Raw genomic sequence first — 25,723 nt, 5'->3', positions numbered from 1 at the left:
AAAAATGCCAGTCATAGTGCTGAATGACAGGCCCATGGGGGCTGCTGCGCAGCCCTTTCGCGACGCAAGGCCGCTCCCACAACGGCCCCAGGATTTCGGCAAATGGTAGCCCAACAGATGGAACAACCCCTGAAGGTGATGGTGATCGACGATTCGCGCACGATCCGCCGCACCGCGCAGATGTTGCTCGGTGAAGCGGGCTGCGAGGTGATCACCGCCAGCGATGGCTTCGATGCCCTGGCCAAGATCGTCGACCACCAGCCCAGCATCATCTTCGTCGATGTGTTGATGCCGCGCCTGGACGGCTACCAGACCTGCGCGGTGATCAAGCACAACAGTGCCTTCAAGGACACCCCGGTCATTCTGCTGTCGTCACGTGACGGCCTGTTCGACAAGGCCCGCGGCCGGGTGGTCGGCTCCGACCAGTTCCTGACCAAACCGTTCAGCAAGGAAGAACTGCTCGACGCGATCCGCGCCCACGTGCCCGGTTTTGCCGCAGCCCAACAACACGCACCCTGACCGCGCCCCGCCATGGCACGGTCTTTCTTTCCTGATGGGGAACCAGCATGGCCCGAGTTCTGATTGTCGACGACTCGCCGACAGAGATGTACCGATTGACCGAATGGCTGGAAAAGCACGGCTACCAGGTGCTCAAGGCCAACAACGGTGCCGATGGCGTGGCCCTGGCCCGGCAGGACAAGCCCGACGCGGTGCTGATGGACATCGTCATGCCCGGCATGAACGGCTTCCAGGCCACCCGCCAGCTCAGCAAGGACCCGGAAACCAGCGCCATCCCGGTGATCGTGGTCACCACCAAGGACCAGGAAACCGACCGTATCTGGGCCACGCGCCAGGGCGCTCGTGACTTCCTGACCAAACCGGTGGAAGAGGACGCGCTGATCGCCAAGCTCAAAGAAGTGCTGGGGGCTTGACCACCCGCCCGCAGGGCGCGTCGCTGACCGCCTTCGAGTTGTTGCTGGACATCGACCGGCGCTGCCGCCTGCTGGTCGCCGACCAGCCGCCGCAGGACAACCGCCTGCAACAGTGGAGCGGCATCGGCTTTCGCATTGCCGGGCAATGGTTCGTCGCGCCCATGGGCGAGGTGGCCGAGGTGCTGCGCGAACCGCGCAGCAGCCGCGTCCCCGGTGTGCAGCCGTGGGTGTGCGGGGTAGCCAACCTGCGCGGCCGGCTGTTGCCGGTGATGGACCTGAGCAGCTTCTTCGGCCTGGGCCACGCCGCCCCGGGCAAGCAGCGGCGGGTGCTGGTGCTGGACCACGAGGACCTGTTCGTCGGCCTGCTGGTGGACGAGGTGCTGGGCCTGCAGCACTTTGCCCTGGACAGCCTGCAACTGTCGCCACCACAGCCCCTGATCCGCGCCGCTGCGCGTTTCGTGCAGGGGCACTTCCCGCGTGAACGCAACTGGGCGATCTTCAGCCCCTTCGCCCTGGCCCAGGCGCCGGGCTTTCTCGATGTGGCGTTATAGGACCTGCGAACGTGAACAAGCCTGCCACCCCCGTCACCACCGTGACCCCACGTACCCGCAGCATCGCGCAGATCACCGTGCTGTTCCTGATCCTGATCTTGTCGATCATCCTGCTGTTCGCCAACTTTGCCTACCTGAACACCCAGTCCAACTACGACAAGCAGTACATCGGCCACGCCGGCGAGCTGCGGGTGCTGTCGCAGCGCATCGCCAAGAACGCCACCGAAGCCGCCACCGGCAAGGCCCTGGCCTTCAAGCTGCTGTCGGACGCGCGCAACGATTTCGAACGGCGCTGGGGCTACCTGCGTGAAGGTGACAAGTCCACCGGCCTGCCACCCGCGCCGCCCATGGTGCGTGACGAGATGGAAGCGGTACGCCGCGACTGGGAAAACCTGCGCAAGAACACCGATACCATCCTGGCAAGCGAGCAGACCGTGCTGTCGCTGCACCAGGTGGCGGCGACCCTGGCCGAGACCGTGCCGCAGTTGCAGGTGGAATACGAGAAAGTGGTCGAGATCCTGCTGCAGAGCGGCGCCCCGGCCAGCCAGGTGGCGGTGGCCCAGCGCCAGTTGCTGCTGGCCGAACGCATCCTCGGCTCGGTCAACACTGTGCTGGCCGGTGACGACACCGCGGCCCAGGCTGCGGATGCCTTTGGCCGTGATGCCGGGCGCTTCGGCCAAGTGCTGGAAGGCATGCTCAGTGGCAGCGCGGCGATCCAGGTGACCCGTGTCGAGGACGCCGACGCCCGTGCGCGCCTGGCTGAAATTGCCGAGCTGTTCCAGTTCGTTGCCGGCTCGGTGGATGAAATCCTCGAAACCTCGCCAGAACTGTTCCGCGTGCGCGAGGCTGCCGGCAACATCTTCAGCCTGTCGCAAACTTTGCTCGACGAGGCCTCGCACCTGGCCAACGGTTTCGAGAACCTGGCCGGCGGGCGCACCCTCGACACTGTCGGCGGCTATGTCCTGGGCCTGCTGGCGTTGGCTTCGATCATCCTCATCGGCCTGGTCATGGTGCGCACCACCAACCGCCAGCTGCGCGAGACGGCGGAAAAGAACGAACGCAACCAGCAGGCGATCATGCGCTTGCTCGACGAAATCGAAGAGCTGGCTGACGGCGACCTGACCGTGACCGTATCGGTGACCGAAGACTTCACCGGCGCCATTGCCGATTCGATCAACTATTCCGTGGACCAATTGCGCGACCTGGTCGCCACCATCAACCACAGCGCCGTGCAGGTCGCTGCCGCCGTACAGGACACACAGAACACCGCACGCCAGCTGGCCAAGGCCTCTGAACACCAGGCCGAGCAGATCAGCGAGGCATCCGAGGCGGTCGGCGACATGGTCGAGTCGATCGACCGGGTTTCGGCACATGCCTACGAGTCGGCCAAGGTTGCCGAGCGCTCGGTGGCGATCGCCAACAAGGGCAACGAGGTGGTGCACAACACCATCAACGGCATGGACAACATTCGCGAGCAGATCCAGGACACCGCCAAACGGATCAAGCGCCTCGGTGAGTCTTCCCAGGAAATCGGCGATATCGTCAGCCTGATCGACGACATTGCCGACCAGACCAACATCCTCGCCCTCAACGCGGCAATTCAGGCCTCGCTTGCCGGCGAGGCCGGCCGTGGGTTCGCCGTGGTCGCCGACGAAGTGCAGCGCCTGGCCGAGCGCTCGTCGTCGGCCACCCGGCAGATCGAAGCGCTGGTGCGCACCATCCAGGCCGACACCAACGAGGCGGTCATCTCCATGGAGCAGACCACCGCCGAAGTGGTGCGCGGTGCCCGCCTGGCCCAGGATGCCGGGGTGGCGCTGGCCGAAATCGAAGGCGTATCGCAGAACCTCGCCGACCTTATCCACAGCATCTCCGATGCCGCCCAGCTGCAGACTTCGTCTGCCGGGCAGATCTCCCACACCATGGCAGTCATCCAGCAGATTACCGCGCAGACCTCCGCCGGCTCCGGTGCCACCGCCGACAGCATCCGCCACCTGGCACGCATGGCCAGCGAGATGCGCCGTTCGGTGTCCGGGTTCACCCTGCCGCCACCAGCAGAGCCCAAGTGAAGAGCCCTACTGATGAGCTCTACTGAAAAGCCGCGCCGAGGAGTGCCCATGGCTGTAGCAGCTGTAAGCCCCGAGCGCCACGACACAGTGGCGCTGGCCTGGACCAAGGCCGCCATCCTCGACTGCCTGGGCCAGGCGCGCCAGGCGCTGGAGCGCTTTGCCGGCGAGCCTGGCGACCTGTCGATGCTGGCATTCGTGGTCGACAACCTGCACCAGGTGCACGGCTGCCTGCGCATGCTCGAACTGCGCGGCGCCACGCGCCTGGCCGAAGAACTGGAGCTGTTCGCCAGGGCCCTGGCCGATGGCCAGGTCAGCCCCCGCGGTGATTGCCTGGGCGCGTTGTTCCGCGGCCTGGAGCAATTGCCGTCGTATCTGGAGCGCCTGCGCGGCGCCCGCCACGACCTGCCACTGGTGATGCTGCCGCTGCTCAACCAGCTGCGTGCCTGCCGTGGCGAGGAGCCGTTGGCCCAGGCCAGCCTGATCAGCGGCGCCACCCAACGCTTTGCCGGTGCCGACGACCTGGCCAACCTCGACCTGTCGCTGGGCAACTGGCGCGAGCAGCTGCAGGCAGGGCCTGGCCGCGATGCCCTGCGCTCGGTGGTGACCGCGCTGTGCGACGACCTGATGCGCATCAAGGAGCGCCTGGACCAGTTCGTGCGTGGCGACCGCCAGCACAGCGAGCAGCTCGATGCCCTGCTGGCACCGCTGCGCCACGTGGCCGACACCCTGGCGGTGCTTGGCTTCCAGCAGCCACGCCGGGTGATCATCGACCAGGTGCTGGCGTTGCAGGCCCTGGCCCAGGGCGAGCGGGCGGTGGACGACGCGGTGTTGATGGATGTAGCGGGGGCCCTGCTATACGTGGAGGCCACACTCAATGGCATGGTCGGCCCGCTGGAGGAAAATGGCCAGGGCGGCCTGCCGGGCTCGGACCTGGCCGAAATCCGCCAGCTGGTGTTGAACGAGTCGCTGAACGTGCTGCAGCAGGCCAAGGACCTGATCGGCGATTGTCTGGAGTCCGGCTGGCCGCGGCAACGCCTGCAACCCTTGCCAGGGCTGTTGCAGCAGATTCGCGGTGCGCTGGCGATGTTGATGCTGCCGGCCGTGGCCGAGCTGTTTGCCGGTTGCGCCAGCTATGTACAGCGCTGGCTGCAGCACCTGGACGTGGAGCCGCCAGCCGATGAGCTGACGCACCTGGCCGAGGCCCTGAGCGCCGCCGAATGCTACCTGCAATGGCGGGTGGCGGACCCATTGGCGGATGGCCAGCCCTTCATCGACATGGCGCGCGCCAGCCTGGCGACGCTGGGTGTGCACTGCGCGCTGGTCGAGGCCACCGCGGGCCACGATGGCAGCGCTGATGGCATCGATGACGAGTTGCGTGAAGTGTTTCTCGACGAGGCCGGTGAACTGCTGCCGGAAATCGAGCGCCACTGGCTGCGCTGGCGTGCCGACAACCAGCAGCGCGAGGCATTGGGAGAAGTGCGCCGCGCCTTGCATACGCTCAAGGGCAGCGGCCGCATGGTGCATGCCGAGGCGGTGGCCGAGCTGGCCTGGGGCGCCGAGCACCTGCTGAACCGGGTACTCGAGGGCCGCAGCGTGCTCAGCCCGGAAGGCGTGGTGGCCCTGCAGCAGGCATTCGTCTACCTGCCCGACCTGCTGGCCGACTTTGCCGCCGGCCAGCTGCCACAACTGACGGAAATCGAGCAGCTGGCCGGGCACCTGCATGCCCTGGCCGAAAACGATGCCCCGGTGGCGACCGACATCGACGGCCTCGACCCGCAATTGCTCGATATCTTCCGCAGCGAGGCGCAGGGCCACCTGGCCAGCCTGGATGCTTTCCTGCAGGGCGCCGACGGCCACGATACGCAGGTCAGCGATGGCCTCCAGCGCGCCCTGCATACGCTCAAGGGCAGTGCCGCCATGGCCGGGGTGATGCCGGTCGCCGAACTGGCCACCGCCTTCGACCGCCTGGCTCGTGAATACAAGGGCCACCAACTGCCCCTGCAAATGGCCGAGATCGAATGGCTGGAAGCTGCTCGCTCGCTGTTCCACCTGGGCCTGGCGCAACTCGACAGCACGCCGCTGGCGGCCATCCCCGGTGCCGCGGAGCTGATCGAGCAGGTTGGCCAGGCGGTGGACGCGCACCTGGCCAGCTTGCATGACGACCCGCAGCATGCGCGGCGCAGCAAGCGCGACCCGCAGTTGATCGCCAGTTTCCTGGCCCAGGCCATGGATATCCTGCTGGATGCCGAGTCGTTGCTGTCGCGCTGGCAGGAACAGCCCGGCCAGCGCGATGCACTGGATACCCTGCTCGACGAACTGACCACCCTGGGCCATGCCGCACACTTGGCCGACCTGTGGCAGATGGATGACGTGTGCGAGGCCTTGCTCGACCTGTACGGCGCCGTGGAGGAGGGCAGCCTGCCCGCCGATGCGCGCTTCTTCGCCCACGTGCAGCGGGCCCATGAAGCCCTGCTGGACATGCTCGACGAAGTGGCGGCGGGGCAGGACATCCCGCCAAGGCCGGAGCTGGTCGACAGCCTGCGCAACCTGCTGGGCCAGGCTCTGGCACCGGAGGCCACTGGCCTGGTGGGCATCGACACGGTCACGCCGCTGCACCCGGACATGGACCTCGCCGATACCCTTGGCCTGGGGGCGGCGCACAACCCTTTGCTGTCGGCTGTGGCCGAGCCGCTGGTCGAAGAGCCGGAAAGCCCAGGCGAAGAGCTGCTGGAAGTCTTCCTCGAAGAAAGCTCGGACATCGTCGAGAGTGCCGCCGCAGCCCTGGCGCGCTGGCAGGCCGACCCGCGCAACAGCGTCGAGGTGGACAACCTGATGCGCGACCTGCACACCCTCAAGGGCGTGGCGCGCATGGTCGAAATTGCGCCGATCGGCGACCTGGCCCACGAACTGGAGTTCCTCTACGAGCTGCTGGCCGCTGGCCGTATGCCGCCGAGCGCGCCACTGTTCGCCTTGCTGCAGAACTGCCATGACCGCCTGGCGCACATGCTCGATGCCGTGCGCCTGGGGCAGCCGTTGCATGCCGCCACCGCGCTGATCGACTATATCCGCAACTTCAGCTTCTCGGCCCTGGCCGACAGCGCCGCCGGCCAGGGGCCGGTCGAGGCCGCGACCAGTGAGGCGCCAGCGGCGGCGCCGGAGCGGGCGCCGGGCGACATGGTCAAGGTCGATGCCGAGTTGCTCGACGAGCTGGGCAACCTGGCCGGGGAGCACTCGATCATCCGTGGGCGCATCGAGCAGCAGGTCAACGATGCGCAGTTCACCCTCAACGAGATGGAAACCACCCTCGAACGCATGCGCGACCAGTTGCTGCGCCTGGATATCGAGACCCAAGGGCGGATGTCCAGCCGGCAGCAGTTCGAAGGCGATGCCTATGACGACTTCGACCCGCTGGAAATGGACCGCCACTCGCAACTGCAGCAGCTGTCGCGGGCCCTGTTCGAGTCCGCCTCGGACTTGCTCGACCTCAAGGAAACCCTGGCACAGCGCGCCCAGGAGGCCTACAGCCTGCTGCAGCAGCAGGCGCGGGTGAACAGCCAGTTGCAGGAAGGCCTCACCGCTACCCTGATGGTGCCCTTCGAGCGCCTGGTGCCACGCTTGCAGCGCGTGGTACGGCAGGTGGCCAGCGAATTGGGCAAGCAGGTGGAGCTGGTGGTGGGCAATGCCGAGGGCGAACTGGACCGCAGCGTGCTCGAACGTATGGTGGCGCCGCTGGAGCACATGCTGCGCAACGCCGTCGACCATGGCCTGGAAAGCCGCGAAATGCGCCTGGCCGCCGGCAAGCCGGAGCAGGGCACCATTCACCTGAATCTGCTGCACGAAGGCGCGGACATCGTTATCGAAATGACCGACGACGGTGCCGGCGTGCCACTCGAAGCGGTGCGCCGCAAGGCCATCAAGCGCGGCCTGCTGGACCCGCAGGCGCAGTTGAGCGATCACGAGATCCTCCAGTTCATCCTGCGCCCGGGCTTTTCCACTGCCGAGAAGATCACCCAGATTTCCGGGCGTGGCCTGGGCATGGACGTGGTACACGAAGAGGTCAAGCAACTGGGGGGCTCGATGAGTATCGAGTCGGCCCAGGGCAAGGGCGCGCGCTTCCTGATCCGCCTGCCGTTCACCGTGTCGGTCAACCGTGCGCTGATGGTGCATCTGGGCGAAGAGCAGTACGCCATTCCGCTGAACACCATCGAGGGCATCGTCCGCGTGCCGCCGGCCGAACTGGCGGCGTGCTACCAGCTGGACGCCCCGCGTTATGTGTACGCTGGCCACGAATACGAGCTGCGCTACCTGGGTGAACTGCTACAGGGCATGCCGCGCCCGGCATTGCTCGGGCAGAGCGTGCCGCTGCCGGTGCTGCTGGTGCATTCCCAGGAGCAGTCGTTCGCCATCCAGGCCGACAGCCTGTCGCCCAGCCGCGAGATCGTGGTGAAGAGCCTGGGGCCGCAGTTTGCCGCGGTTGCCGGGTTGTCGGGGGCAACGCTGCTGGGCGATGGCCGGGTGGTACTGATTCTCGACCTGCTGGGCCAGTTGCGTGGCCAGCAGCGGCGCCTGGCGCGCCTGCCGGGTGGCGGTGCGGCCCGGCGCCAGGTGTTCGGCCCGGCGCCACAGCGGGCGTTGCTGGTAATGGTGGTGGACGATTCGGTGACCGTACGCAAGGTCACCAGCCGCCTGCTGGAGCGCCACGGCATGAGTGTGCTGACGGCCAAGGACGGGGTCGATGCCATGGCACTGCTGGAAGAACACCGCCCCGATGTGTTGCTGCTGGACATCGAGATGCCGCGCATGGACGGCTTCGAGGTGGCCACACGCATTCGCCGTGACGAGCGGCTGAAAGATTTGCCGATCATCATGATCACCTCGCGCACCGGGCAGAAGCACCGCGACCGTGCCATGGCCATCGGCGTCAACGAATACCTGGGCAAGCCGTACCAGGAGTCGGTCCTGTTGCAGAGCATTGCCCACTGGAGCCAGACCCATGCTTGAACTGATCGCCGGCCAACGCAGCAGCCTGACCGGGCTTTTGCTGCCGTTGGGCGACCGTACCCTGGTGTTGCCCAACGTGGCGGTGGCCGAACTGAGTGGCCAGCGCAACCTGGTGTGCCAACGCGGCGAGCCGGCCTGGCACCTGGGCTGGATCGACTGGCGCCAGCAGCGCCTGCCGCTGATCGGCTTCGAAGCCGCGTGCGGTGGCGAGACACCCTGCGGCGAGCGGGCGCGCGTGGTGGTGCTCAATGCCCTGGGTGATACCGGCCTGCGTTACCTGGCGTTGTTGCTGCAGGACATACCGCGCTCGTGCAAGCTCGACAGCCAGCTGAACTACGTGGACGTGGCGCTGGGCCGCCTGGAGCTGGCGGCGGTACAGGTGGGTGAGCAGGTGGCACGGGTGCCGGACCTGGCTGCGCTGGAACGGCTGGTGCGTGACGCGGAACTGCAACCTGAGCTTGGTTAGGATGCAAGGCACAGGGCCCTTTCGCGGGCACGCCCGCTCCCACAGGAAAATCATACACTTCAAGGCAAGTAGATAACCTGTGGGAGCGGGCATGCCCGCGAAGAGGCCATCAGCATCACATCAGGAACCCAGCCCACCTCAGGAGGTCTGTGTTTGCATGTACTACGGTGAACGCTTCAACGCCTGGACCCACCTGGTCGGTGCCGTCCTGGCCTGTATCGGTGCCATCTGGCTGATCGTGGTCGCGGGCCTGCAGGGCGACCCGTGGAAGATCGTCAGTTTCTCCATCTACGGCAGCACCTTGCTGTTGCTGTACAGCATTTCTACCCTGTACCACAGCACTCGCGGGCGGGCGAAGGTGATCATGCGCAAGCTCGATCACCTGTCGATCTACCTGCTGATCGCCGGCAGCTACACGCCGTTCTGCCTGGTCAGCCTGCGCGGCCCCTGGGGCTGGAGCCTGTTCGGGGTGGTCTGGGGGCTGGCCGTGATCGGCATGCTGCAGGAGATCAAGCCGCGATCCGAGGCGCGCATCCTGTCGATCATCATCTATGCGGTGATGGGCTGGATCGTGCTGGTGGCGGTCAAACCATTGCTGCACTCGCTCGGCAGCGCAGGCTTTGCCTGGCTGGCCGCTGGCGGGGTGTTCTACACCGTCGGCATCATCTTCTTCGCTTTCGACAGCCGCTTCCGCCACTGGCATGGCATCTGGCACCTGTTCGTGATCGCCGGCAGCCTCATGCACTTCGTGGCGGTGTCGTTCTACGTGCGCTAGTTAAAAGTCGCCCCACAGTTGCTGTGCCACCGACAGTGCCACCACCGGTGCGGTTTCGGTGCGCAGCACGCGTGGGCCCAAGCGTGCTGCGTGGAAACCGGCAGCCTTGGCCTGGTCGACCTCCGCTTCGCTCAGGCCGCCTTCGGGGCCGATCAGGAAGGCCAGGGTGGCGGGCTTGGCGTGGCTGGTGAGCGGTTCGGCCACCGGGTGCAGGACCAGTTTCAAGTCGGCCTTGGCACTGTTCAGCCACTCGGCCAGGGTCACTGGCGGGTGGATGACCGGCAAGGTCGAGCGGCCGCATTGTTCGCAGGCGCTGATCGCCACCTGGCGCCAGTGCGCCAGGCGCTTGTCGGCGCGTTCGTCCTTCAGCCGCACTTCGCAGCGTTCGCTGACGATCGGGGTGATTTCGTTGGCGCCCAGCTCGGTGGCTTTCTGGATCGCCCAGTCCATGCGCTCGCCACGGGACAGGCCTTGGCCGAGGTGCACGTGCAGTGGTGAATCGGCCTGGCCGGCGAGGGCCTGGTCGAGGCTGACGCGCACGGTTTTCTTGCCCACTTCGAGCAACTGGCCGCGGTATTCCTGGCCACTGCCGTCGAACAGCTGCACGGCGTCGCCGGGGGCCATGCGCAGTACGCGGCCGATGTAGTGGGCCTGGGCTTCGGGCAGGTCATGCTCGCCAAGGCTCAGGGGGGCGTCGATGAAAAAGCGGGACAGTCTCATGGGTTTGCTCGGTAGAAGAGAGACGCAGACCCCCTGTGGGAGCGGGCGTGCCCGCGAAGCAGGCACCGCGGTGCATGGCAAGGGCTTCGCCCTTGTTCGCGGGCATGCCCGCTCCCACAGGGAACGTGGTATGGCTAACTGTCCGGGCTTAGCCCGGGTCGCGGAAGTCGGGGTGGAAGTTGGCCGGTACGGCCACGCTGACGCTATCGCGGGTGGCAATGTCGATGCCTTCGCTGGCCACTTCTGCCAGGAAGTCGATCTGCTCTGGCGTAATCACATACGGCGGCAGGAAGTACACCACGCTGCCCAGCGGGCGCAGCAGGGCACCACGCGTCAGGGCATGCTCGAACACTTTCAGGCCACGACGCTCTTGCCACGGGTAGGCAACCTTGCCGGCCTTGTCCTGGACCATCTCGATGGCCAGAGCCATGCCGGTCTGGCGAATCTCGGCCACATGTGCGTGGTCGGCCAGGTGCGCGGTGGCGCTGGCCATGCGGGTGGCCAGTGCCTTGTTGGCCTCGATCACGTTGTCCTGCTCGAAGATGTCCAGGGTCGCCAGCGCCGCGGCGCAGGCCAGCGGGTTGCCGGTGTAGCTGTGCGAGTGGAGGAACGCGCGCAGGGTCGGGTAGTCGTCGTAGAACGCCTGGTACACCTTGTCGGTGGTCAGGCAGGCGGCCAGCGGCAGGTAGCCGCCGGTCAGGGCCTTGGACAGACACAGGAAGTCCGGGCGAATGCCGGCCTGTTCACAGGCGAACATGGTGCCGGTGCGGCCGAAGCCCACGGCGATCTCGTCGTGGATCAGGTGCACGTCGTAGCGGTCGCAGGCCTCGCGCAGCAGCTTGAGGTACACCGGGTGATACATGCGCATGCCGCCGGCACCCTGGATCAGCGGTTCGACGATCACCGCGCTGATCGAGGCGTGGTGCTCGGCCAGGGTCTGTTCCATGGCCTGGAACATGGTGCGCGAGTGCTCTTCCCAGCTCGTGCCCTCGGGGCGCAGGTAGCAGTCGGGGCTGGGCACCTTGAGGGTGTCGAGCAGCAGCGCCTTGTAGGTTTCGGTAAACAGCGGCACATCACCGACCGACATGGCGGCGATGGTTTCGCCGTGGTAGCTGTTGGTCAGGGTGACGAAGCGCTTCTTGCCTGGCTTGCCGACGTTCTGCCAGTAGTGGAAGCTCATCTTCAGCGCCACTTCGATGCACGACGAACCGTTGTCGGCATAGAACACCCGGTCGAGGCCGGCGGGGGTCATGGCTACAAGGCGCTCGGACAGCTCGATCACCGGCTGGTGGCTGAAACCGGCCAGGATCACGTGCTCCAGCTGGTCGACCTGGTCCTTGATGCGCTGGTTGATACGCGGGTTGGCGTGGCCAAACACGTTGACCCACCAGCTGCTCACCGCATCCAGGTAGCGCTTGCCTTCGAAGTCTTCCAGCCACACGCCTTCGCCGCGCCTGATCGGGATCAGCGGCAGCTGCTCGTGGTCTTTCATCTGGGTGCAGGGGTGCCACAGGACCTTTAGGTCGCGTTGCATCCACTGATCATTGAGGCCCATGGGCACTTCTCCTGGCTTTGCGGCTTGGTTCGACCGCGTAAGCCTAAGCAATGCCGCAGGGCAGGACAACCGCCGCTTTTCATCGGCTTGCCAGCTGAGCTTGCCACCGCGTGGAATCGCTGCAGGCAAAAATGTCAGTGGCGAAAAGGACTTGATGTCACTGCGCTGGCAGGGTCGGCGGACCTGACGTATTCTTAACGCATCTCTCCCGGGGCATTCCTGCCTCTCCCCATTTCTGTAACCCCCTGACTCGGAGTTCGCCGACATGGCTGCTGCTTGGGTGCGCCTGTGCGCGTTGGTATTGATTGGTGTGTCCAGCGGCGCCGCGCTGGCAAAGGACAAGACACCTTCGGCGATCGTAGTGGGTGGCGGCCTAGCGGGCCTGACGGCCGCCTACGAGCTGCAGAACAAAGGCTGGCAGGTGACGCTGCTGGAGGCCAAGGCGGGCATGGGCGGGCGCTCGGGCCTGGCCACCAGCGAGTGGATTGGCAACGCCAAGGCGCAGCCGGTGCTCAACCAGTACCTCGACCGTTTCAAACTTGAAACACTGCCGGCACCAGAGTTCGTGCGTACCCCCGGTTACCTGATCGATGGCGAGTATTTCAGCGCCACCGACCTGGCCACCAAGCAGCCGGCTACTGCCGATGCGCTCAAACGTTACGAGAAAACCCTCGATGACCTGGCCCGTTCGATCGACGATCCGCTGAACCCGCAAGCCAACAGCACGCTGTTCGCCCTCGACCAGATCAACGTCTCTAGCTGGCTGGACAAGCTGCAACTGCCGACCACCGCCCGTCAGCTGGTCAACCAGCAGATCCGTACCCGCTACGATGAGCCATCGCGCCTTTCGCTGCTGTACTTTGCCCAGCAGAACCGCGTGTATCGCGGCGTCAGCGACCGTGACCTGCGTGCCGCGCGCCTGCCCGGCGGCAGCCCAGTGCTGGCCCAGGCGTTCGTCAAGCAACTGAAGACCATCAAGACCAGTTCGCCGGTGACCTCCATCGTCCAGGACAAGGACGGTGTCACGGTCAAGGTCGGCAGCGTCGGCTACCAGGCGGATTACCTGGTCATGGCCGTGCCCCTGCGCGCCTTGGCCAAGATCCAGATGACCCCGGGCCTGGACAGCCAGCACCTGGCGGCGTTGAAGGGCACCAACTATGGCTGGCGCGACCAGCTGATGCTCAAGTTCAAGAAGCCGGTGTGGGAAAGCCGCGCGCGCATGTCGGGCGAAATCTTCAGTAACGCAGGCTTGGGCATGCTGTGGATCGAACCCGCGCTCAAGGGTGGCGCCAACGTGGTGATCAACCTGTCGGGCGACAACGCCCGTCTGCTGCAGGCGTTCGGCGACAAGCAGATGGTCGATCAGGTGCTGATCCGCCTGCATGCGTTCTACCCACAGGCCCGTGGCTCGTTCACCGGCTACGAGGTCAAGCGCTACAGCACCGACGCCGGTACCGGCGGCGCCTACCTGGCCTATGGCCCGGGCCAGATTAGCAAGTACTGGCGCCTGTGGGAGCGCCCGGTGCAGCGCATCACCTTTGCCGGTGAGCATACCGACGCCCTCTACCCAGGCACCCTGGAAGGCGCCCTGCGCAGTGGCCAGCGCGCGGCCAGCCAGGTGCAGGACCTGCTGGCCGGCAAGTCGTTCGACCCGGCCAAGGCGGCACCGGTGGCGGCGGCAGCAGCTGCAGGCGCCGTAGCGGCCAAGGAGAGCAAGGGCGGGTTCTTCTCCAACCTGTTCGGTGGTTCTTCCGACAAGGGCGACAAGGCCGACAAGGCCCCGGTCAAGGCCGAGCCGAAGCCGGTCGATGAGGCCAAGCAGGACAAGCCGGGCTTCTTCAAGCGCCTGTTTGGCGGGGCGGACAAGCCTGAGGTGAAGGCCGAGCCGATTGCCAAGGCCGAGGAAGTGGCGCCAGCCCCAGCCCCGCAAGCTGCGCCGGTCCCGGTTGCGCCAGCGCCTGTGGCCAAGGAGGCGGCGGCCAAGCCTGCTGCTACCAAGCCTGCACCTGCCAAGCATGCACCGGCGCACAAGCCAGCCCAGACCAAGAAGGCAACTGCCAAGTCCGAACCGGCCAAGAAGCCGGTGGCCAATACCCAGGCCAAAGCGGGTTGATTTGTTGACTTTGCTGGCCCTATCGCCGGCAAGCCAGCTCCCACAGGATCATCATAGGTTCGAAGGCCTGTGCAATACCTGTGGGAGCTGGCTTGCCGGCGATGAGGCCAGTACAGGCAGTACAAGACTGCTCCCACAGGTTGGCCTGCTCCTGAGCTTGATGCTGGCCTTGTGGGAGCTGGCTTGCCGGCGATAGGGCCGGCACTGGCATCCGCTGATTACCCAACTATCGTTAATGTTTCCTTAATGGGAAGCTTACAGAATACATATCGGATTTCTCGATAATCCAAAGCAATTTTTTACGCTTTTATTCGATGCGTTACGCGTTAGTCTGTGCACAGCTTTCACGGGGAAACACGTCAACATGCAACTGCGCAATTCATCTTCTCGCTACGGCGTGGTCAGCATCGTCCTGCACTGGGGCGTGGCTCTGGCAGTCTTCGGCCTGTTCGGCCTGGGCCTGTGGATGGTCGGCCTCGACTACTACAGCCCTTGGCGCAAGGCCGGCCCGGACCTGCACAAGAGCATCGGCCTGGTGCTGCTGGCGGTGATGCTGCTGCGGGTGGTCTGGCGCTTCATCAGCCCGCCACCACCGGCACCGGCCAACCACGGCGCACTTACCCGCCTGGCAGCCAAGTTGGGCCACCTGGCCCTGTACCTGGGGCTGTTCGCGGTAATGATTGCCGGTTACCTGATTTCTACCGCCGACGGTGTCGGCATTCCGGTGTTCGGCCTGTTCGAAGTGCCGGCACTGGTCAGCGACCTGCCCGACCAGGCAGACCTGGCTGGCGTGATTCATCTCTGGCTGGCCTGGGGCTTGGTGATTTTTGCCGTGCTGCATGGCTTGGCAGCGCTCAAGCACCATTTCATCGACCGTGACGCGACCCTGACCCGCATGCTGGGCCGCAAAGCTTGACTCTCAACCTCAATTGCATAGGAAGGAAGTAAGGATGTTGAAAAAGACTTTTGCCGCTCTGGCGCTCGGTACCGCTCTGCTCTCCGCCGGCCAGGCCATGGCTGCCGAGTACAAGATCGACAAGGAAGGCCAGCACGCGTTCGTTGACTGGAAGATCAGCCACCTGGGCTACAGCTTCATTCACGGTACCTTCAAGGATTTCGACGGCAACTTCACCTGGGACAGCGCCAAGCCTGAAGCCAGCAAGATCAACGTCGACCTGAAAACCGCCAGCCTGTGGTCGAACCACGCCGAGCGTGACAAGCACATTTCCAGCGCCGACTTCCTCGATGTGAAGAAGTACCCGGAAGCCAAGTTCGTCTCCACCAGCGTCAAGTCGACTGGCGACAAGACCGCTGACGTGACTGGCGACCTGACCATGCACGGTGTGACCAAGCCGGTCACCTTCAAGGCCACCTTCAACGGTGAAGGCAAGGACCCATGGGGCGGCGAGCGCGCTGGTTTCAACGCCACCACCACGCTGAACCTGAACGACTTCGGCATCAAGGGCCCGGGCGCTACCTCGCAGACCCTGGACCTGGATATCAGTGTTGAAGGTGTGAAGCAGAAGTAATTCTTACCTGCTGAAAACTGAGGGGGCCGCTTTGCGGCCCTATCGCGACACAAGGCCGCTCCTACAGGGAATTACGTAACCCTGTAGGAGCGGCCTTGTGTCGCGATAGGGCTGCGAAGCAGCCCCCTCGGTGCTTCTGTCAGCCCTTGCGGGTCAACAGCGCCGGGCGCTCGCCGCGCGGGCGGCTCGGCAGGTCATCCAGTTGCTCTGGCGTCGGATAACGGTCGAGCTTGGATTCCTTGCGGATGATCACTGGCTGTTTTTCCGGCTGGCGCGGGTTGCGCACGGCCGGTTCCTGCCGGGCAGCATCGTCACGGGCCGGGCGACCACGGCCACCACCATCACGACGGGCGCCGCCACCATTGTTGGCGCGGGCCGGACGTTTCTCGCCGCCACCGCCGCCGCTGCGCGGCTGGCCGCTATTGCGACCCTGGCCACCGGCGTTGCTGCGCTGGCCATTACCCTGGGCCTGACCTTGGCCGGCATTGCCACCCGGGCGGCGATTGCGGCCCTGGTTCTTGCCCTGGTACGGGCTGACATAGTCGGCACGGTTGCCGAAGTTGTCGATATCGTCGTCCAGGAACTCTTCAGGATCACGGTCGGCAGGCACTTTCGGCACGCTGCCGTTGCTGGCCTGCTGTTGCTGCTGGCGCGGCTTCTTGTCACGCGGCTTGCGTTGCTGCTGTTGCTTGTCGCCGCTCTTTTCCTTGTCGGCCGGCTTGTCAGCAGCCTGTTGCTTGGCCTTGCCTTTATCCTTGCCCTTGTCCTTGCGGCCGCCGTTGGCGTCTTTGCCGCCTTCGCCGCGGGCCTGCTGGTTGCGGCCACCACGGCCGTTGTTCTGCTGGCGTTCGCGTACTTCAGGCTTTTCGGCCTCTACCTGGCTGGCGTCGAAGCCCATCAGGTCGCCGTCCGGGATCTTCTGCCTGGTCACCCGCTCGATGCTCTTGAGCAGCTTCTCTTCATCCGGCGCGACCATGGAAATGGCCTCGCCCGAACGCCCGGCACGGCCGGTACGGCCGATACGGTGGACGTAGTCTTCCTCGACGTTCGGCAGCTCGAAGTTGACCACGTGCGGCAACTGGTCGATGTCCAGGCCACGGGCGGCGATGTCGGTGGCGACCAGCACGCGCACGCTGTTGGCCTTGAAGTCGGCCAGAGCCTTGGTGCGGGCGTTCTGGCTCTTGTTGCCGTGGATCGCGGCGGCGGTCAGGCCGTGCTTTTCCAGGTACTCGGCCAGGCGGTTGGCGCCGTGCTTGGTGCGGGTGAACACCAGTACCTGTTCCCAGGCACCCTGGGTGATCAGGTGCGCCAGCAGCGCGCGCTTGTGGCTGGCGGGCAGGCGGTAGACGCGCTGCTCGATACGCTCGACGGTAGTGTTCGGCGGGGTGACCTCGATACGCTCCGGGTTGTGCAGGAGCTTGTCGGCGAGGTCGGTGATGTCCTTGGAGAAGGTGGCCGAGAACAACAGGTTCTGGCGCTTGGCCGGCAGGCGGGCGAGGACCTTCTTGACGTCATGGATGAAGCCCATGTCGAGCATGCGGTCGGCTTCGTCCAGCACCAGGATTTCCACGTGGGCCAGGTCAACCTTGCCTTGGCCCGCCAGGTCGAGCAGGCGGCCCGGGCAGGCGACCAGCACGTCCACACCCTTGGCAATGGCCTGGATCTGCGGGTTCATGCCGACACCGCCGAAAATGCAGGCGCTGACCAGTGGCAGGTCACGGGCATAGACCTTGAAGCTGTCATGCACCTGGGCTGCCAGTTCGCGGGTCGGGGTCAGGACCAGCACGCGAGGTTGGCGCGGGCCATGGCGCTGCGACTTGTCGGGGTGGCCGGCCGGGAACAGGCGCTCGAGGATCGGCAGGGCGAAACCGCCGGTTTTACCAGTACCTGTCTGTGCGGCGACCATCAGGTCGCGGCCTTGCAACACGGCGGGAATCGCCCGCTGTTGCACGGGGGTCGGCTGGGTGTAGCCCGCAGCCTCGATAGCGCGGACAAGAGCCTCGGAGAGACCGAGGGAAGCAAAGGACATGGGCAATCCTGTTCTCGTGTGGGCTGGGCCCGTTTGGGATGTTCTGCCTGGCGCGACGGGCATCGGTGGGATGCGATCGCGTCCGGTCCAGCTGGGCTTTCACTGCACATCCGGGTAGCGGAGGGTGGACGCGAAGGCGCGTCGATGCCGATCGGGATGCCTGTTGCGAGGCCGAGCGTCCGGGCGTGAGCCGGGCGGGAAGGCCCGAGTATAACAGAGCTATCGCGCTGTGCTGCTTTCATGCTGCTCAACGGCGTTGAGAATGTTTCCGATGTCGCCTGTGTAACGGTTGCTGATCGCTGCATAGGCCGGTTCCTGCTTGAAGCGCCGCAGTTCCGCGGCGAAGGCCTGGGCCAATGCCTCCCGCCCCGGCTTGCGCGCCAGCCCCAGGTACTGCGCCTGGCGGCTTATCACCAGCGGCAGCTCCTCGACCTGCTGTTGCAGGCCCAGATGCCGCAGCAGGTATTGGCCGACCCTGCGGTCGGTGATTGCCAGGTCGATGCGGCCCAGCATCAGTTTGCCGAAGTTGGCTTCATGGGTAGGCGCGGCTTCGCGCCTGAAATGTGCGGCCTCGTTGAACGCGGCACCATAGGCGTAGCCGGGTGAGGTACCGACGGTGAGGCCGGCAAGGTCATCCAGCGCCTTGACGGCATGGCGACGTGCGCGGGCCTGGAACAGGACGAACTCGACCTCCGACATGGGCTCGGGGGCGTACACCAGGTAGGGTTGGCGCGACTCGGTCTGGAAGATGTCCATGATGCCGTCGGCCAGGCCCTGCTCGATCATTGCCAGGCAGCGCTTCCATGGCAGGAACTCCCACTCCACCTCGACGCCAAGGCGTTCGAACACCTGGGTGGTGACTTCGTAGTCGATGCCGCGCGGCTGGCCGTCGTGCTGGTACGCATAGGGTGCCCAGTCGTCGGTCACCAGGCGCAGGCGCTCGCCCAGGGCCAGCGGGCTCAGGCAGGCGAGCAACAGGATCCAGAACAGACGGGCGACGTGTGGCATGGCCGGAGATTACGCGCTCGGCCGTTGCATGGCCAGAGCCCCGAAATTGAACGCGGCAATTGCCATAATCGAGTACTTAAAGGCATGCGCGATCCCTGTGGGAGCGGGCATGCCCGCGAACACCGGCGAAGCCGGTGCCATCCACCGCGTCGCCTGATTCGCGGGCATGCCCGCTCCCACAGGGGTTGCGCAAGGAAGTGGTTCTGGGTGCCTCAGCCTTGGGAGGTGCGCAGCAGATGCGCCTCGATATCCTTGCGCCGCTCGCCCAGTGACAGGCGCAACCCCGGGTGACGCAAGCACTGGCGCAGTTGCTCGGGCTCCATGTGGCCATGGCGGGCGTTGAGGTTTTCCAGGGCCTTGTCCCACCAGGCCGGCGCGCAGGCGCGGTCGAACTCATTGGGGTAGGGGTAGCAGCCATACAGCAGCTCGCGGGCGAACTGGCGCTCATGGCTGGGCAGGGTCATGCTCAGCGCCTTGTAACCCAGGCGTTGCAGGGCCGGCGGCCGTGGCAGCTGGTCATTGACCAGGGACACGTCGACCAGCGCCGCGTGGCTCAGCGGATCATGGCCGTGCTTGCGCAGCCAGGCCTGGATCTTGGCGCGGAACTGCGCCTTTCGGCTCCAGTAGTGGTGGATGACATCTGTGCATTCGGCCAGCTCCAGCGTGCGGTAGGCTGCCACCGCCAGGCAGAACTCCTCAAGGGTATAAGCCTCGCGAGCGAGGGGGTGGAACTCGTCCATCATGGCGATGGAGCGGTCCAGGGTGCCGGCGTCTTCGGCGCTGAGGCCGATGACCCCGGAGTTGACCAGTGGCATCTGGCAATCGGCCAGGCCCCTGGACTCAAGGATGGCCAGCAGGTTCTTGTACAGCAGGCACTTCTGGTTGCTGCCGTAGCGCGCACCGATGGCATTGCACAGCAGGCGGCCTGGGGCCACCCGGGCAAACAGCTCCAGCGGCGATTTGCGGAAGAAGGTGTCGGTGTCGATCAGTACTGCCAGCGGGTGTTGCTGCAGCACCTGACGCAACAGCACATGCTTGCTGCGAAAGTGATAACCGTGAGGGGCGTTCCATGCCTGACGCGTGGCTTCGTCCAGCAGGTGTACGGTGACCGGCAGGCCGGCATAGGGCTGCGGGTTGTCAGTGTAGACCTGGATGTCCATGGCTTCGCCTGCTGCCGTGCCCAGATGGGCGAGGGCGCTGACGATGCTGAAGCAGGCTTCCTGATGGTAGGTTGCCGGGCCAAAAGCCAGGTAGACGAGCTGTGGACGCGATGGCTGGAGGGGCTGCATGGCAGGCAAGACCTGTGTAACCGGAAAATGAATAAGGCTTTAGTCTATGACCAAAGCCTTAATCAAATCTTAAACAGATTTTGCAAAAAATTTCAGCGCGGCAGCTTCAGATTGTTCCAGATCGCCAGGCTCGGCTCGGCCTGGTTCAAGGTGTAGAAGTGCAGGCCCGGTGCGCCGCCTTGCAGCAGCTGTTCGCACATGCGGGTGATCACTTCTTCGCCGAATGCCTGGATGCTGGCGGTGTCGTCGGCATAGGCTTCCAGCTGCTTGCGGATCCAGCGCGGGATCTCGGCGCCACAGGCGTCGGAGAAGCGCGCCAGCTTGCTGTAGTTGGTGATCGGCATGATGCCGGGTACCACCGGGATGTCCACGCCCAGCTTCTGCGCGCGCTCGACGAAGTAGAAGTAGCTGTCGGCGTTGAAGAAGTACTGGGTGATGGCGCTGTCGGCACCGGCCTTGACCTTGTGCACGAAGTTGGCCAGGTCAGCCTCGAAGTTGCGGGCCTGGGGGTGCATCTCCGGGTAGGCGGCCACTTCCAGGTGGAAGTGATCGGCGGTTTCCTGGCGAATGAATTCGACCAGGTCGCTGGCGTAGCGCAGTTCGCCACTGGCCATGCCCATGCCCGATGGCAGGTCGCCACGCAGGGCGACGATGCGCTTGATGCCTGCAGCCTTGTATTCGGCCAGCAGGGCGCGCAGTTCGGCCTTGGTGTCGCCTACGCACGACAGGTGCGGTGCGGCAGGTACCTTCACTTCGCTTTCCAGCTGCAGCACGGTGTTCAGCGTGCGGTCGCGGGTCGAGCCACCGGCACCGTAGGTGCAGGAGAAGAAGTCCGGGTTGTAGGCGGCCAGCTGGCGGGCGACGCCCATCAGCTTTTCGTGACCGGCATCGGTCTTGGTCGGGAAGAACTCGAAACTGTAACGGCGTTCCTGGGACATCAGGCGTTCCTCTGGCAGCAAGCTTCAAGCGGCAGGCTGCAAGTAAAAGCCAGATCGGTTATGGCCGGCCTGGCTTGGGCATCGTTCAAGATCCTTTATGCTTGAGCTGCAAGCGGCAACGGCATGGTCTGCCTTTGATTGCCGCTTGAAGCTTCAAGCTGGCCGCTTAGTAGCGGTAGGCGTGCGGCTTGAACGGGCCTTCGACGGTGACACCGATGTAGTCGGCCTGCTGCTTGGTCAGCTGGGTCACCACGCCGCCGAAGCCGCGGACCATTTCCAGGGCCACTTCTTCGTCGAGCTTCTTCGGCAGTACTTCAACAGTCAGGCGCTCGGCTTTCTTCTCGGCCGACAGGTCGGCGAACTTCTGCTCGAACAGGAAGATCTGCGCCAGTACCTGGTTGGCGAACGAACCGTCCATGATGCGGCTTGGGTGGCCAGTGGCGTTACCCAGGTTTACCAGGCGGCCTTCGGCCAGCAGGATCAGGTAGTCGTCGTTCTGCGGGTCGAAGCTGCCAGCGCCGGTGCGGTGGATCTTGTGCACCTGCGGCTTGACCTCTTCCCAGGCCCAGTTCTTGCGCATGAAGGCGGTGTCGATCTCGTTGTCGAAGTGGCCGATGTTGCACACCACGGCACGCTTCTTCAGCGCCTTGAGCATGTTGGCGTCGCAGACGTTGACGTTACCGGTGGTGGTCACGATCAGGTCGATCTTGCCCAGCAGGGCCTTGTCGATGCTGGCTTCGGTGCCGTTGTTGATACCGTCGATGAACGGCGAAACCACTTCGAAACCGTCCATGCAGGCCTGCATGGCGCAGATCGGGTCGACTTCGGTGACCTTGACGATCATGCCTTCCTGACGCAGGGACTGGGCCGAGCCCTTGCCCACGTCACCGTAGCCGATAACCAGGGCCTGCTTGCCCGACAGCAGGTGGTCGGTACCACGCTTGATGGCGTCGTTCAGGCTGTGACGGCAGCCGTACTTGTTGTCGTTCTTGCTCTTGGTAACCGAGTCGTTGACGTTGATCGCCGGGACTTTCAGCTCGCCCTTGGCCAGCATGTCCAGCAGGCGGTGCACGCCGGTGGTGGTCTCTTCGGTCACGCCGTGCACGCGCTCCAGCACTTGCGGGTACTTCTTGTGCAGCAGCTCGGTCAGGTCGCCACCGTCGTCGAGGACCATGTTGGCGTCCCATGGCTGGCCATCCTTGAGGATGGTCTGCTCCAGGCACCACTCGTACTCTTGTTCGGTTTCACCTTTCCAGGCGAACACCGGGATACCGGCGGCGGCGATGGACGCGGCGGCCTGGTCCTGGGTGGAGAAGATGTTGCAGGACGACCAGCGCACTTCGGCACCCAGGGCAACCAGGGTTTCGATCAGCACGGCGGTCTGGATGGTCATGTGGATGCAGCCCAGGATCTTCGCACCCTTGAGCGGTTGCTCGGCCAGGTACTTGCGACGCAGGCCCATCAGTGCAGGCATTTCCGATTCGGCGATGATGGTTTCGCGACGACCCCAGGCGGCCAGGGAGATGTCGGCGACTTTGTAATCGGTAAAACCAGCAGGCATGTTTGCAGCGCTCATGAGAGCCTCCATTCGTAGTGTGCGAATGGGCGCCGTTGTGCGTTAAGCGCCCGCGAGAGCGAGCAACGCCCCATCCGAGCCTGACAGGCCTAGCCTGCTGCAGCGCCCCTCGGACGGGTGGCGGGCATGGCGCCGCTGTGGGCTGCCATGTGAAGCGGCGGAGATTATAGCCGCGCCCGCCGGCTTGCCCAAGGTTTTCTGTCGATTAATCGCGACGATAGTCGATGTTCAATGGAGCGACAGCGGCCGCTCTGCCATCATTGCTACACGTTAGCCAAGCAGGTCAGGAGTACAGATGAACTTTCATACCCGCAAGTGGGTTAAACCCGAAGACCTCAACCCAAACGGCACTTTGTTCGGTGGCAGCCTGTTGCGCTGGATCGACGAAGAGGCGGCGATCTACGCCATCGTCCAGCTGGGCAACCAGCGCGTGGTGACCAAGTACATATCGGAAATCAACTTCGTCAGTGCCTCGCGCCAGGGCGACATCATCGAGCTGGGCATCACCGCCACCGAGTTCGGCCGCACCTCTATCACCCTCAAGTGCGAAGTGCGCAACAAGATCACCCGCAAGGCCATCCTCACGGTCGACAAGATGGTCTTCGTCAACCTTGGCGAGGACGGGCTGCCGGCGGCGCATGGGCGGACTGAGATCAAGTACATCCAGGACCAGTTCCCGGATTCTGCAGTGGAATGAACATTCTGGGGGCTGCTTTGCAGCCCATCGCGACACAAGGCCGCTCCTACATGGGAATGCAATCTCCTGTAGGAGCGGCCTTGTGTCGCGATGGGTCGCAAAGCGGCCCCTGCATTCTCAAGGCTGGACGCTGACCTTGCGCACCACCCGCCCGATGCTCAACCCCTGCACCAGGATCGACGACAGCACCACGATGTAGGTGATCGACAGCAGCAGGTCACGTTCCTCGCCCAGTGGCAGCGACAGTGCCAGGGCAACCGACACCCCACCGCGCAGGCCACCCCAGGTCAGCACCCGTACCGTGCCCTTGGGCACCGGGCGCCAGCGCCGCAGCAGCACGATCGCCGGGGCCACGGTCAGCAGCCGCGACAGCAGCACCGCCAGCGCCAGCACGCTGCCGGCCGCCAGGTGCATCCAGTTGAATGGCAGCAGCAACAGTTCCAGGCCGATCAACGCGAACAGCAGCGCGTTGAGCATGTCGTCGATCAGTTCCCAGAAACCGTCCATGTAGCGACGGGTCATGTCGTTCATGGCCAGGTTGCGCCCCAGGTTGCCGATGATCAGCCCGGCCACCACCATGGCGATCGGCGCCGAAACGTGCAGTTCGTAGCACATCGCCGAGCCGCCGATGACCAACGCCAGGGTCAGCATCACTTCCACCTGATATTGCTCGACGCTCTTGATCATGCGGTAGGTGGCGTAGCCGATCAGGCCGCCGAACACCACGCCGCCGATGGCCTCGCGGGCGAACAGGATCGCGGTGTCGGTCATGCTCGGCGTCTCGCCCAGCTGGATGATGCCCAGCAACACGGTGAACACCACCACCGCAGTGCCATCGTTGAACAGCGACTCGCCGACGATAGTGGTTTTCAGCGGTTTGGAGGCATTGGCGGTACGTAGCGCGCCCAGCACGGCAATCGGGTCGGTGGGCGAGATCAGCGCACCGAACAGCAGACAGTAGATCAGCGGCACCTGCCAGCCGAACAGGGCGAACACCCAGTGCGACAGGTAGCCGATGACCACGGTGGCAATCAGTACGCCTACGGTGGCCAGCAGGCCGATGGGCCAGCGGTAGCTGCGCAGGTCGGAGAGGTTGACGTGCAAGGCGCCGGCGAACAGCAGGAACGCCAGCATCCAGTGCATCAGCAGGTCGTTGAAGTCGATCTGGTTCATCAGCCCTTCGACGCGCGCTTCCAGGCCAGGGAAGCCGATCAGGCTCAAGCCCTGCAGCATCAGGGAAAACAGCAGCGCCGTGACCATCACGCCGATGGCAGGGGGCAGGCCGATGAAACGGTAATTTACATAGGTGAGGAGGGTGGTAAGGCAGATAAACGCGGCAACTAGTTCAAGCATCCCGAATCCTGTAACAGTGGCTTCCAAGTCGTAACCCGAATGGCTCGGGCAGTTCTTTGATGACCTGGCGCGGGGTTCGGGACACAGGGTTTGACCGGATTCGTTTGAAACGTTCCCATCCAAGGGGCTGCTACGCAGCCCAATCGCCGGCAAGCCAGCTCCCACATGTACTGCATCAACCTTGAAAGCGACGCGGTCGAGGTGGGAGCTGGCTTGCCGGCGATTGGGCCGCACAGCGGCCCCCGAACGCTATATAGTCCCAGCCATAAAAAGCCATGAGGACAACAAGGCGTGTTGGCAACATCCCTGGTACTGCTCGCTGCCCTGCTGCATGCGACCTGGAATACCCTGATCAAATTCAGCGGCGAGCGCCTGCTGGTGATCGCCAGCATGGATACGGTGGCGTTGGCCTTCGCGGTGCTGGCGGTGCCCTTCGTCGAGGTACCGCCGGCCAACATCTGGCCCTGGCTGCTGGCGTCGGCGCTGGCCGAGCAGCTGTACCGCTTCCTGTTGATCCAGGCCTACCGCGTGGGCGACCTGGGGCTGGTCTATCCTCTGATGCGCGGGCTGTCGCCGCTGGTGGTGCTGGGGCTGACCCTGGCCTTTGCCGGCGAATCGCTGAGCCAGCAGCAGATCATCGGTATCCTGCTGATCCCCTGTGGCATGGCCTGCCTGTTGTGGCAGGGCGGTGGCGGTGACCGGCTGCCCTGGTCGATGCTGCCGGTGGTTGCCCTGATCGGCCTGTGCATTGGTTGCTACACCTGGTTCGACGGCCAGGCCGTGCGCTTGTGGGGCAAGCCTTGGGATTACCTGGTATGGCTGACCTTGCTCAGTGCCTGGCCCTTCCCGTTGCTGGCCAGCGTGGCGCGCCGTGCGCCGTTTGTGTTGTTCTGGCGCCTGCAGTGGCGCCTGGGGCTGGCGGTGGGGTTGTGTGTATTGCTCAGTTACGCGCTGGTGCTGTGGGCCATGCACCTGGGGTCGGTGGCCGAAGCGGCGGCGTTGCGGGAGTTGAGCGTGATTCTGGTGGTGCTGCTGGGCATGCGCTACCTGAAAGAACCTTTTGGCGGGCCGAGACTCCTAGCTTGCGGGCTGGTGTTGGCCGGCATGCTGGTAATGAAGCTTTGA

Annotated in this window: 20 protein-coding genes and 1 riboswitch; of the genes, 12 read left to right on the top strand and 8 right to left on the bottom strand. The window is 64.7% G+C overall.

From position 1 onward, the window contains the following. Nucleotides 1–117: 117 nt before the first annotated feature. The 7 genes from CAG44_RS00555 to CAG44_RS00525 all read left to right on the top strand — a co-directional run bounded on the left by CAG44_RS00555 (nt 118) and on the right by CAG44_RS00525 (nt 9,791). Entirely contained in the window at nt 118–519 is a 402-nt protein-coding gene (locus tag CAG44_RS00555) for a PleD family two-component system response regulator (RefSeq protein WP_003257770.1), read from the top strand. Between the two features lie 47 nt (nt 520–566). Beyond that, nucleotides 567–932, top strand: a complete 366-nt coding sequence (gene pilH / locus CAG44_RS00550; RefSeq protein ID WP_025340906.1) for a twitching motility response regulator PilH — start codon at nt 567–569, stop codon at nt 930–932. Next, on the top strand, nt 929–1,483 hold the full coding sequence (locus tag CAG44_RS00545; protein ID WP_025340905.1) for a chemotaxis protein CheW: 555 nt from the start codon (nt 929–931) through the stop codon (nt 1,481–1,483). Before pilH ends, CAG44_RS00545 begins: the two co-directional genes overlap by 4 nt. An 11-nt stretch (nt 1,484–1,494) precedes the next feature. After that, the gene (locus CAG44_RS00540; protein WP_025340904.1) at nt 1,495–3,549 is read left to right on the top strand and encodes a methyl-accepting chemotaxis protein; all 2,055 of its coding nucleotides are present in this window, start codon (nt 1,495–1,497) and stop codon (nt 3,547–3,549) included. Nucleotides 3,550–3,597: 48 nt separating this feature from the next. Continuing rightward, on the top strand, nt 3,598–8,550 hold the full coding sequence (locus tag CAG44_RS00535) for an Hpt domain-containing protein (RefSeq protein ID WP_085691404.1): 4,953 nt from the start codon (nt 3,598–3,600) through the stop codon (nt 8,548–8,550). Then, nucleotides 8,543–9,016 (top strand): chemotaxis protein CheW, encoded by a 474-nt coding sequence (locus CAG44_RS00530; RefSeq protein WP_025340902.1) that lies wholly within the window; start codon nt 8,543–8,545, stop codon nt 9,014–9,016. The genes CAG44_RS00535 and CAG44_RS00530 overlap by 8 nt, the downstream gene beginning before the upstream one ends. Nucleotides 9,017–9,173: 157 nt before the next feature. After that, nucleotides 9,174–9,791: a hemolysin III family protein gene (locus CAG44_RS00525; RefSeq protein ID WP_013974522.1), complete on the top strand. Its 618-nt coding sequence runs from the start codon at nt 9,174–9,176 to the stop codon at nt 9,789–9,791. On the opposite strand, the gene CAG44_RS00520 is transcribed toward CAG44_RS00525, so the two are convergent. Continuing rightward, nucleotides 9,792–10,511, bottom strand: coding sequence for a 16S rRNA (uracil(1498)-N(3))-methyltransferase (locus tag CAG44_RS00520; protein ID WP_085691403.1), 720 nt, complete (start codon nt 10,509–10,511; stop codon nt 9,792–9,794). A 148-nt stretch (nt 10,512–10,659) separates the two neighbouring features. Beyond that, a complete protein-coding gene (locus tag CAG44_RS00515; protein WP_025340900.1) occupies nt 10,660–12,066 on the bottom strand; it encodes an adenosylmethionine--8-amino-7-oxononanoate transaminase in 1,407 nt (468 codons plus the stop codon). Nucleotides 12,067–12,331: 265 nt separating this feature from the next. On the opposite strand from CAG44_RS00515, the gene CAG44_RS00510 reads away from it, so the two are divergent. The 3 genes from CAG44_RS00510 (at nt 12,332) to CAG44_RS00500 (ending at nt 15,708) form a co-directional block, all read left to right on the top strand. Further along, nucleotides 12,332–14,179, top strand: coding sequence for a flavin monoamine oxidase family protein (locus CAG44_RS00510; RefSeq protein WP_085691402.1), 1,848 nt, complete (start codon nt 12,332–12,334; stop codon nt 14,177–14,179). A 364-nt stretch (nt 14,180–14,543) separates the two neighbouring features. Continuing rightward, a complete protein-coding gene (locus tag CAG44_RS00505) occupies nt 14,544–15,095 on the top strand; it encodes a cytochrome b (protein ID WP_025340898.1) in 552 nt (183 codons plus the stop codon). 34 nt (nt 15,096–15,129) lie between these two features. Further along, nucleotides 15,130–15,708, top strand: coding sequence for a YceI family protein (locus CAG44_RS00500; RefSeq protein WP_075046586.1), 579 nt, complete (start codon nt 15,130–15,132; stop codon nt 15,706–15,708). Nucleotides 15,709–15,847: 139 nt separating this feature from the next. On the opposite strand, the gene CAG44_RS00495 is transcribed toward CAG44_RS00500, so the two are convergent. The 5 genes from CAG44_RS00495 to ahcY all read right to left on the bottom strand — a co-directional run bounded on the left by CAG44_RS00495 (nt 15,848) and on the right by ahcY (nt 22,548). Then, complete coding sequence (locus tag CAG44_RS00495; protein ID WP_170929253.1) at nt 15,848–17,737, bottom strand: DEAD/DEAH box helicase; 1,890 nt, start codon at nt 17,735–17,737, stop codon at nt 15,848–15,850. A 219-nt stretch (nt 17,738–17,956) separates the two neighbouring features. Then, entirely contained in the window at nt 17,957–18,745 is a 789-nt protein-coding gene (locus tag CAG44_RS00490; RefSeq protein WP_085691401.1) for an ABC transporter substrate-binding protein, read from the bottom strand. A 212-nt stretch (nt 18,746–18,957) separates the two neighbouring features. Beyond that, nucleotides 18,958–20,034: a hypothetical protein gene (locus tag CAG44_RS00480; protein ID WP_085691399.1), complete on the bottom strand. Its 1,077-nt coding sequence runs from the start codon at nt 20,032–20,034 to the stop codon at nt 18,958–18,960. Nucleotides 20,035–20,126: 92 nt separating this feature from the next. Next, nucleotides 20,127–20,972, bottom strand: coding sequence for a methylenetetrahydrofolate reductase [NAD(P)H] (gene metF, locus CAG44_RS00475; RefSeq protein ID WP_025340893.1), 846 nt, complete (start codon nt 20,970–20,972; stop codon nt 20,127–20,129). A gap of 166 nt (nt 20,973–21,138) precedes the next feature. Beyond that, on the bottom strand, nt 21,139–22,548 hold the full coding sequence (gene ahcY / locus CAG44_RS00470; protein WP_025340892.1) for an adenosylhomocysteinase: 1,410 nt from the start codon (nt 22,546–22,548) through the stop codon (nt 21,139–21,141). Nucleotides 22,549–22,568: 20 nt separating this feature from the next. Next, nucleotides 22,569–22,665, bottom strand: a riboswitch (S-adenosyl-L-homocysteine riboswitch). A gap of 178 nt (nt 22,666–22,843) precedes the next feature. Here ahcY and CAG44_RS00465 point away from each other — a divergent pair. Continuing rightward, complete coding sequence (locus CAG44_RS00465; RefSeq protein ID WP_003257757.1) at nt 22,844–23,245, top strand: acyl-CoA thioesterase; 402 nt, start codon at nt 22,844–22,846, stop codon at nt 23,243–23,245. 117 nt (nt 23,246–23,362) lie between these two features. On the opposite strand, the gene CAG44_RS00460 is transcribed toward CAG44_RS00465, so the two are convergent. Next, a complete protein-coding gene (locus tag CAG44_RS00460) occupies nt 23,363–24,598 on the bottom strand; it encodes a sodium:proton antiporter (protein WP_085587823.1) in 1,236 nt (411 codons plus the stop codon). Between the two features lie 291 nt (nt 24,599–24,889). On the opposite strand from CAG44_RS00460, the gene CAG44_RS00455 reads away from it, so the two are divergent. Further along, complete coding sequence (locus CAG44_RS00455; protein ID WP_085691398.1) at nt 24,890–25,723, top strand: EamA family transporter; 834 nt, start codon at nt 24,890–24,892, stop codon at nt 25,721–25,723.

The organism is Pseudomonas sp. B13(2017), assembly GCF_002113245.1.
GTDB classification, from domain to species: Bacteria; Pseudomonadota; Gammaproteobacteria; order Pseudomonadales; family Pseudomonadaceae; genus Aquipseudomonas; species Aquipseudomonas putida_Z.
The sequence above is the reverse complement of the archived record's forward strand: the minus strand, read 5'-3'. Positions and strand labels throughout refer to the sequence as shown.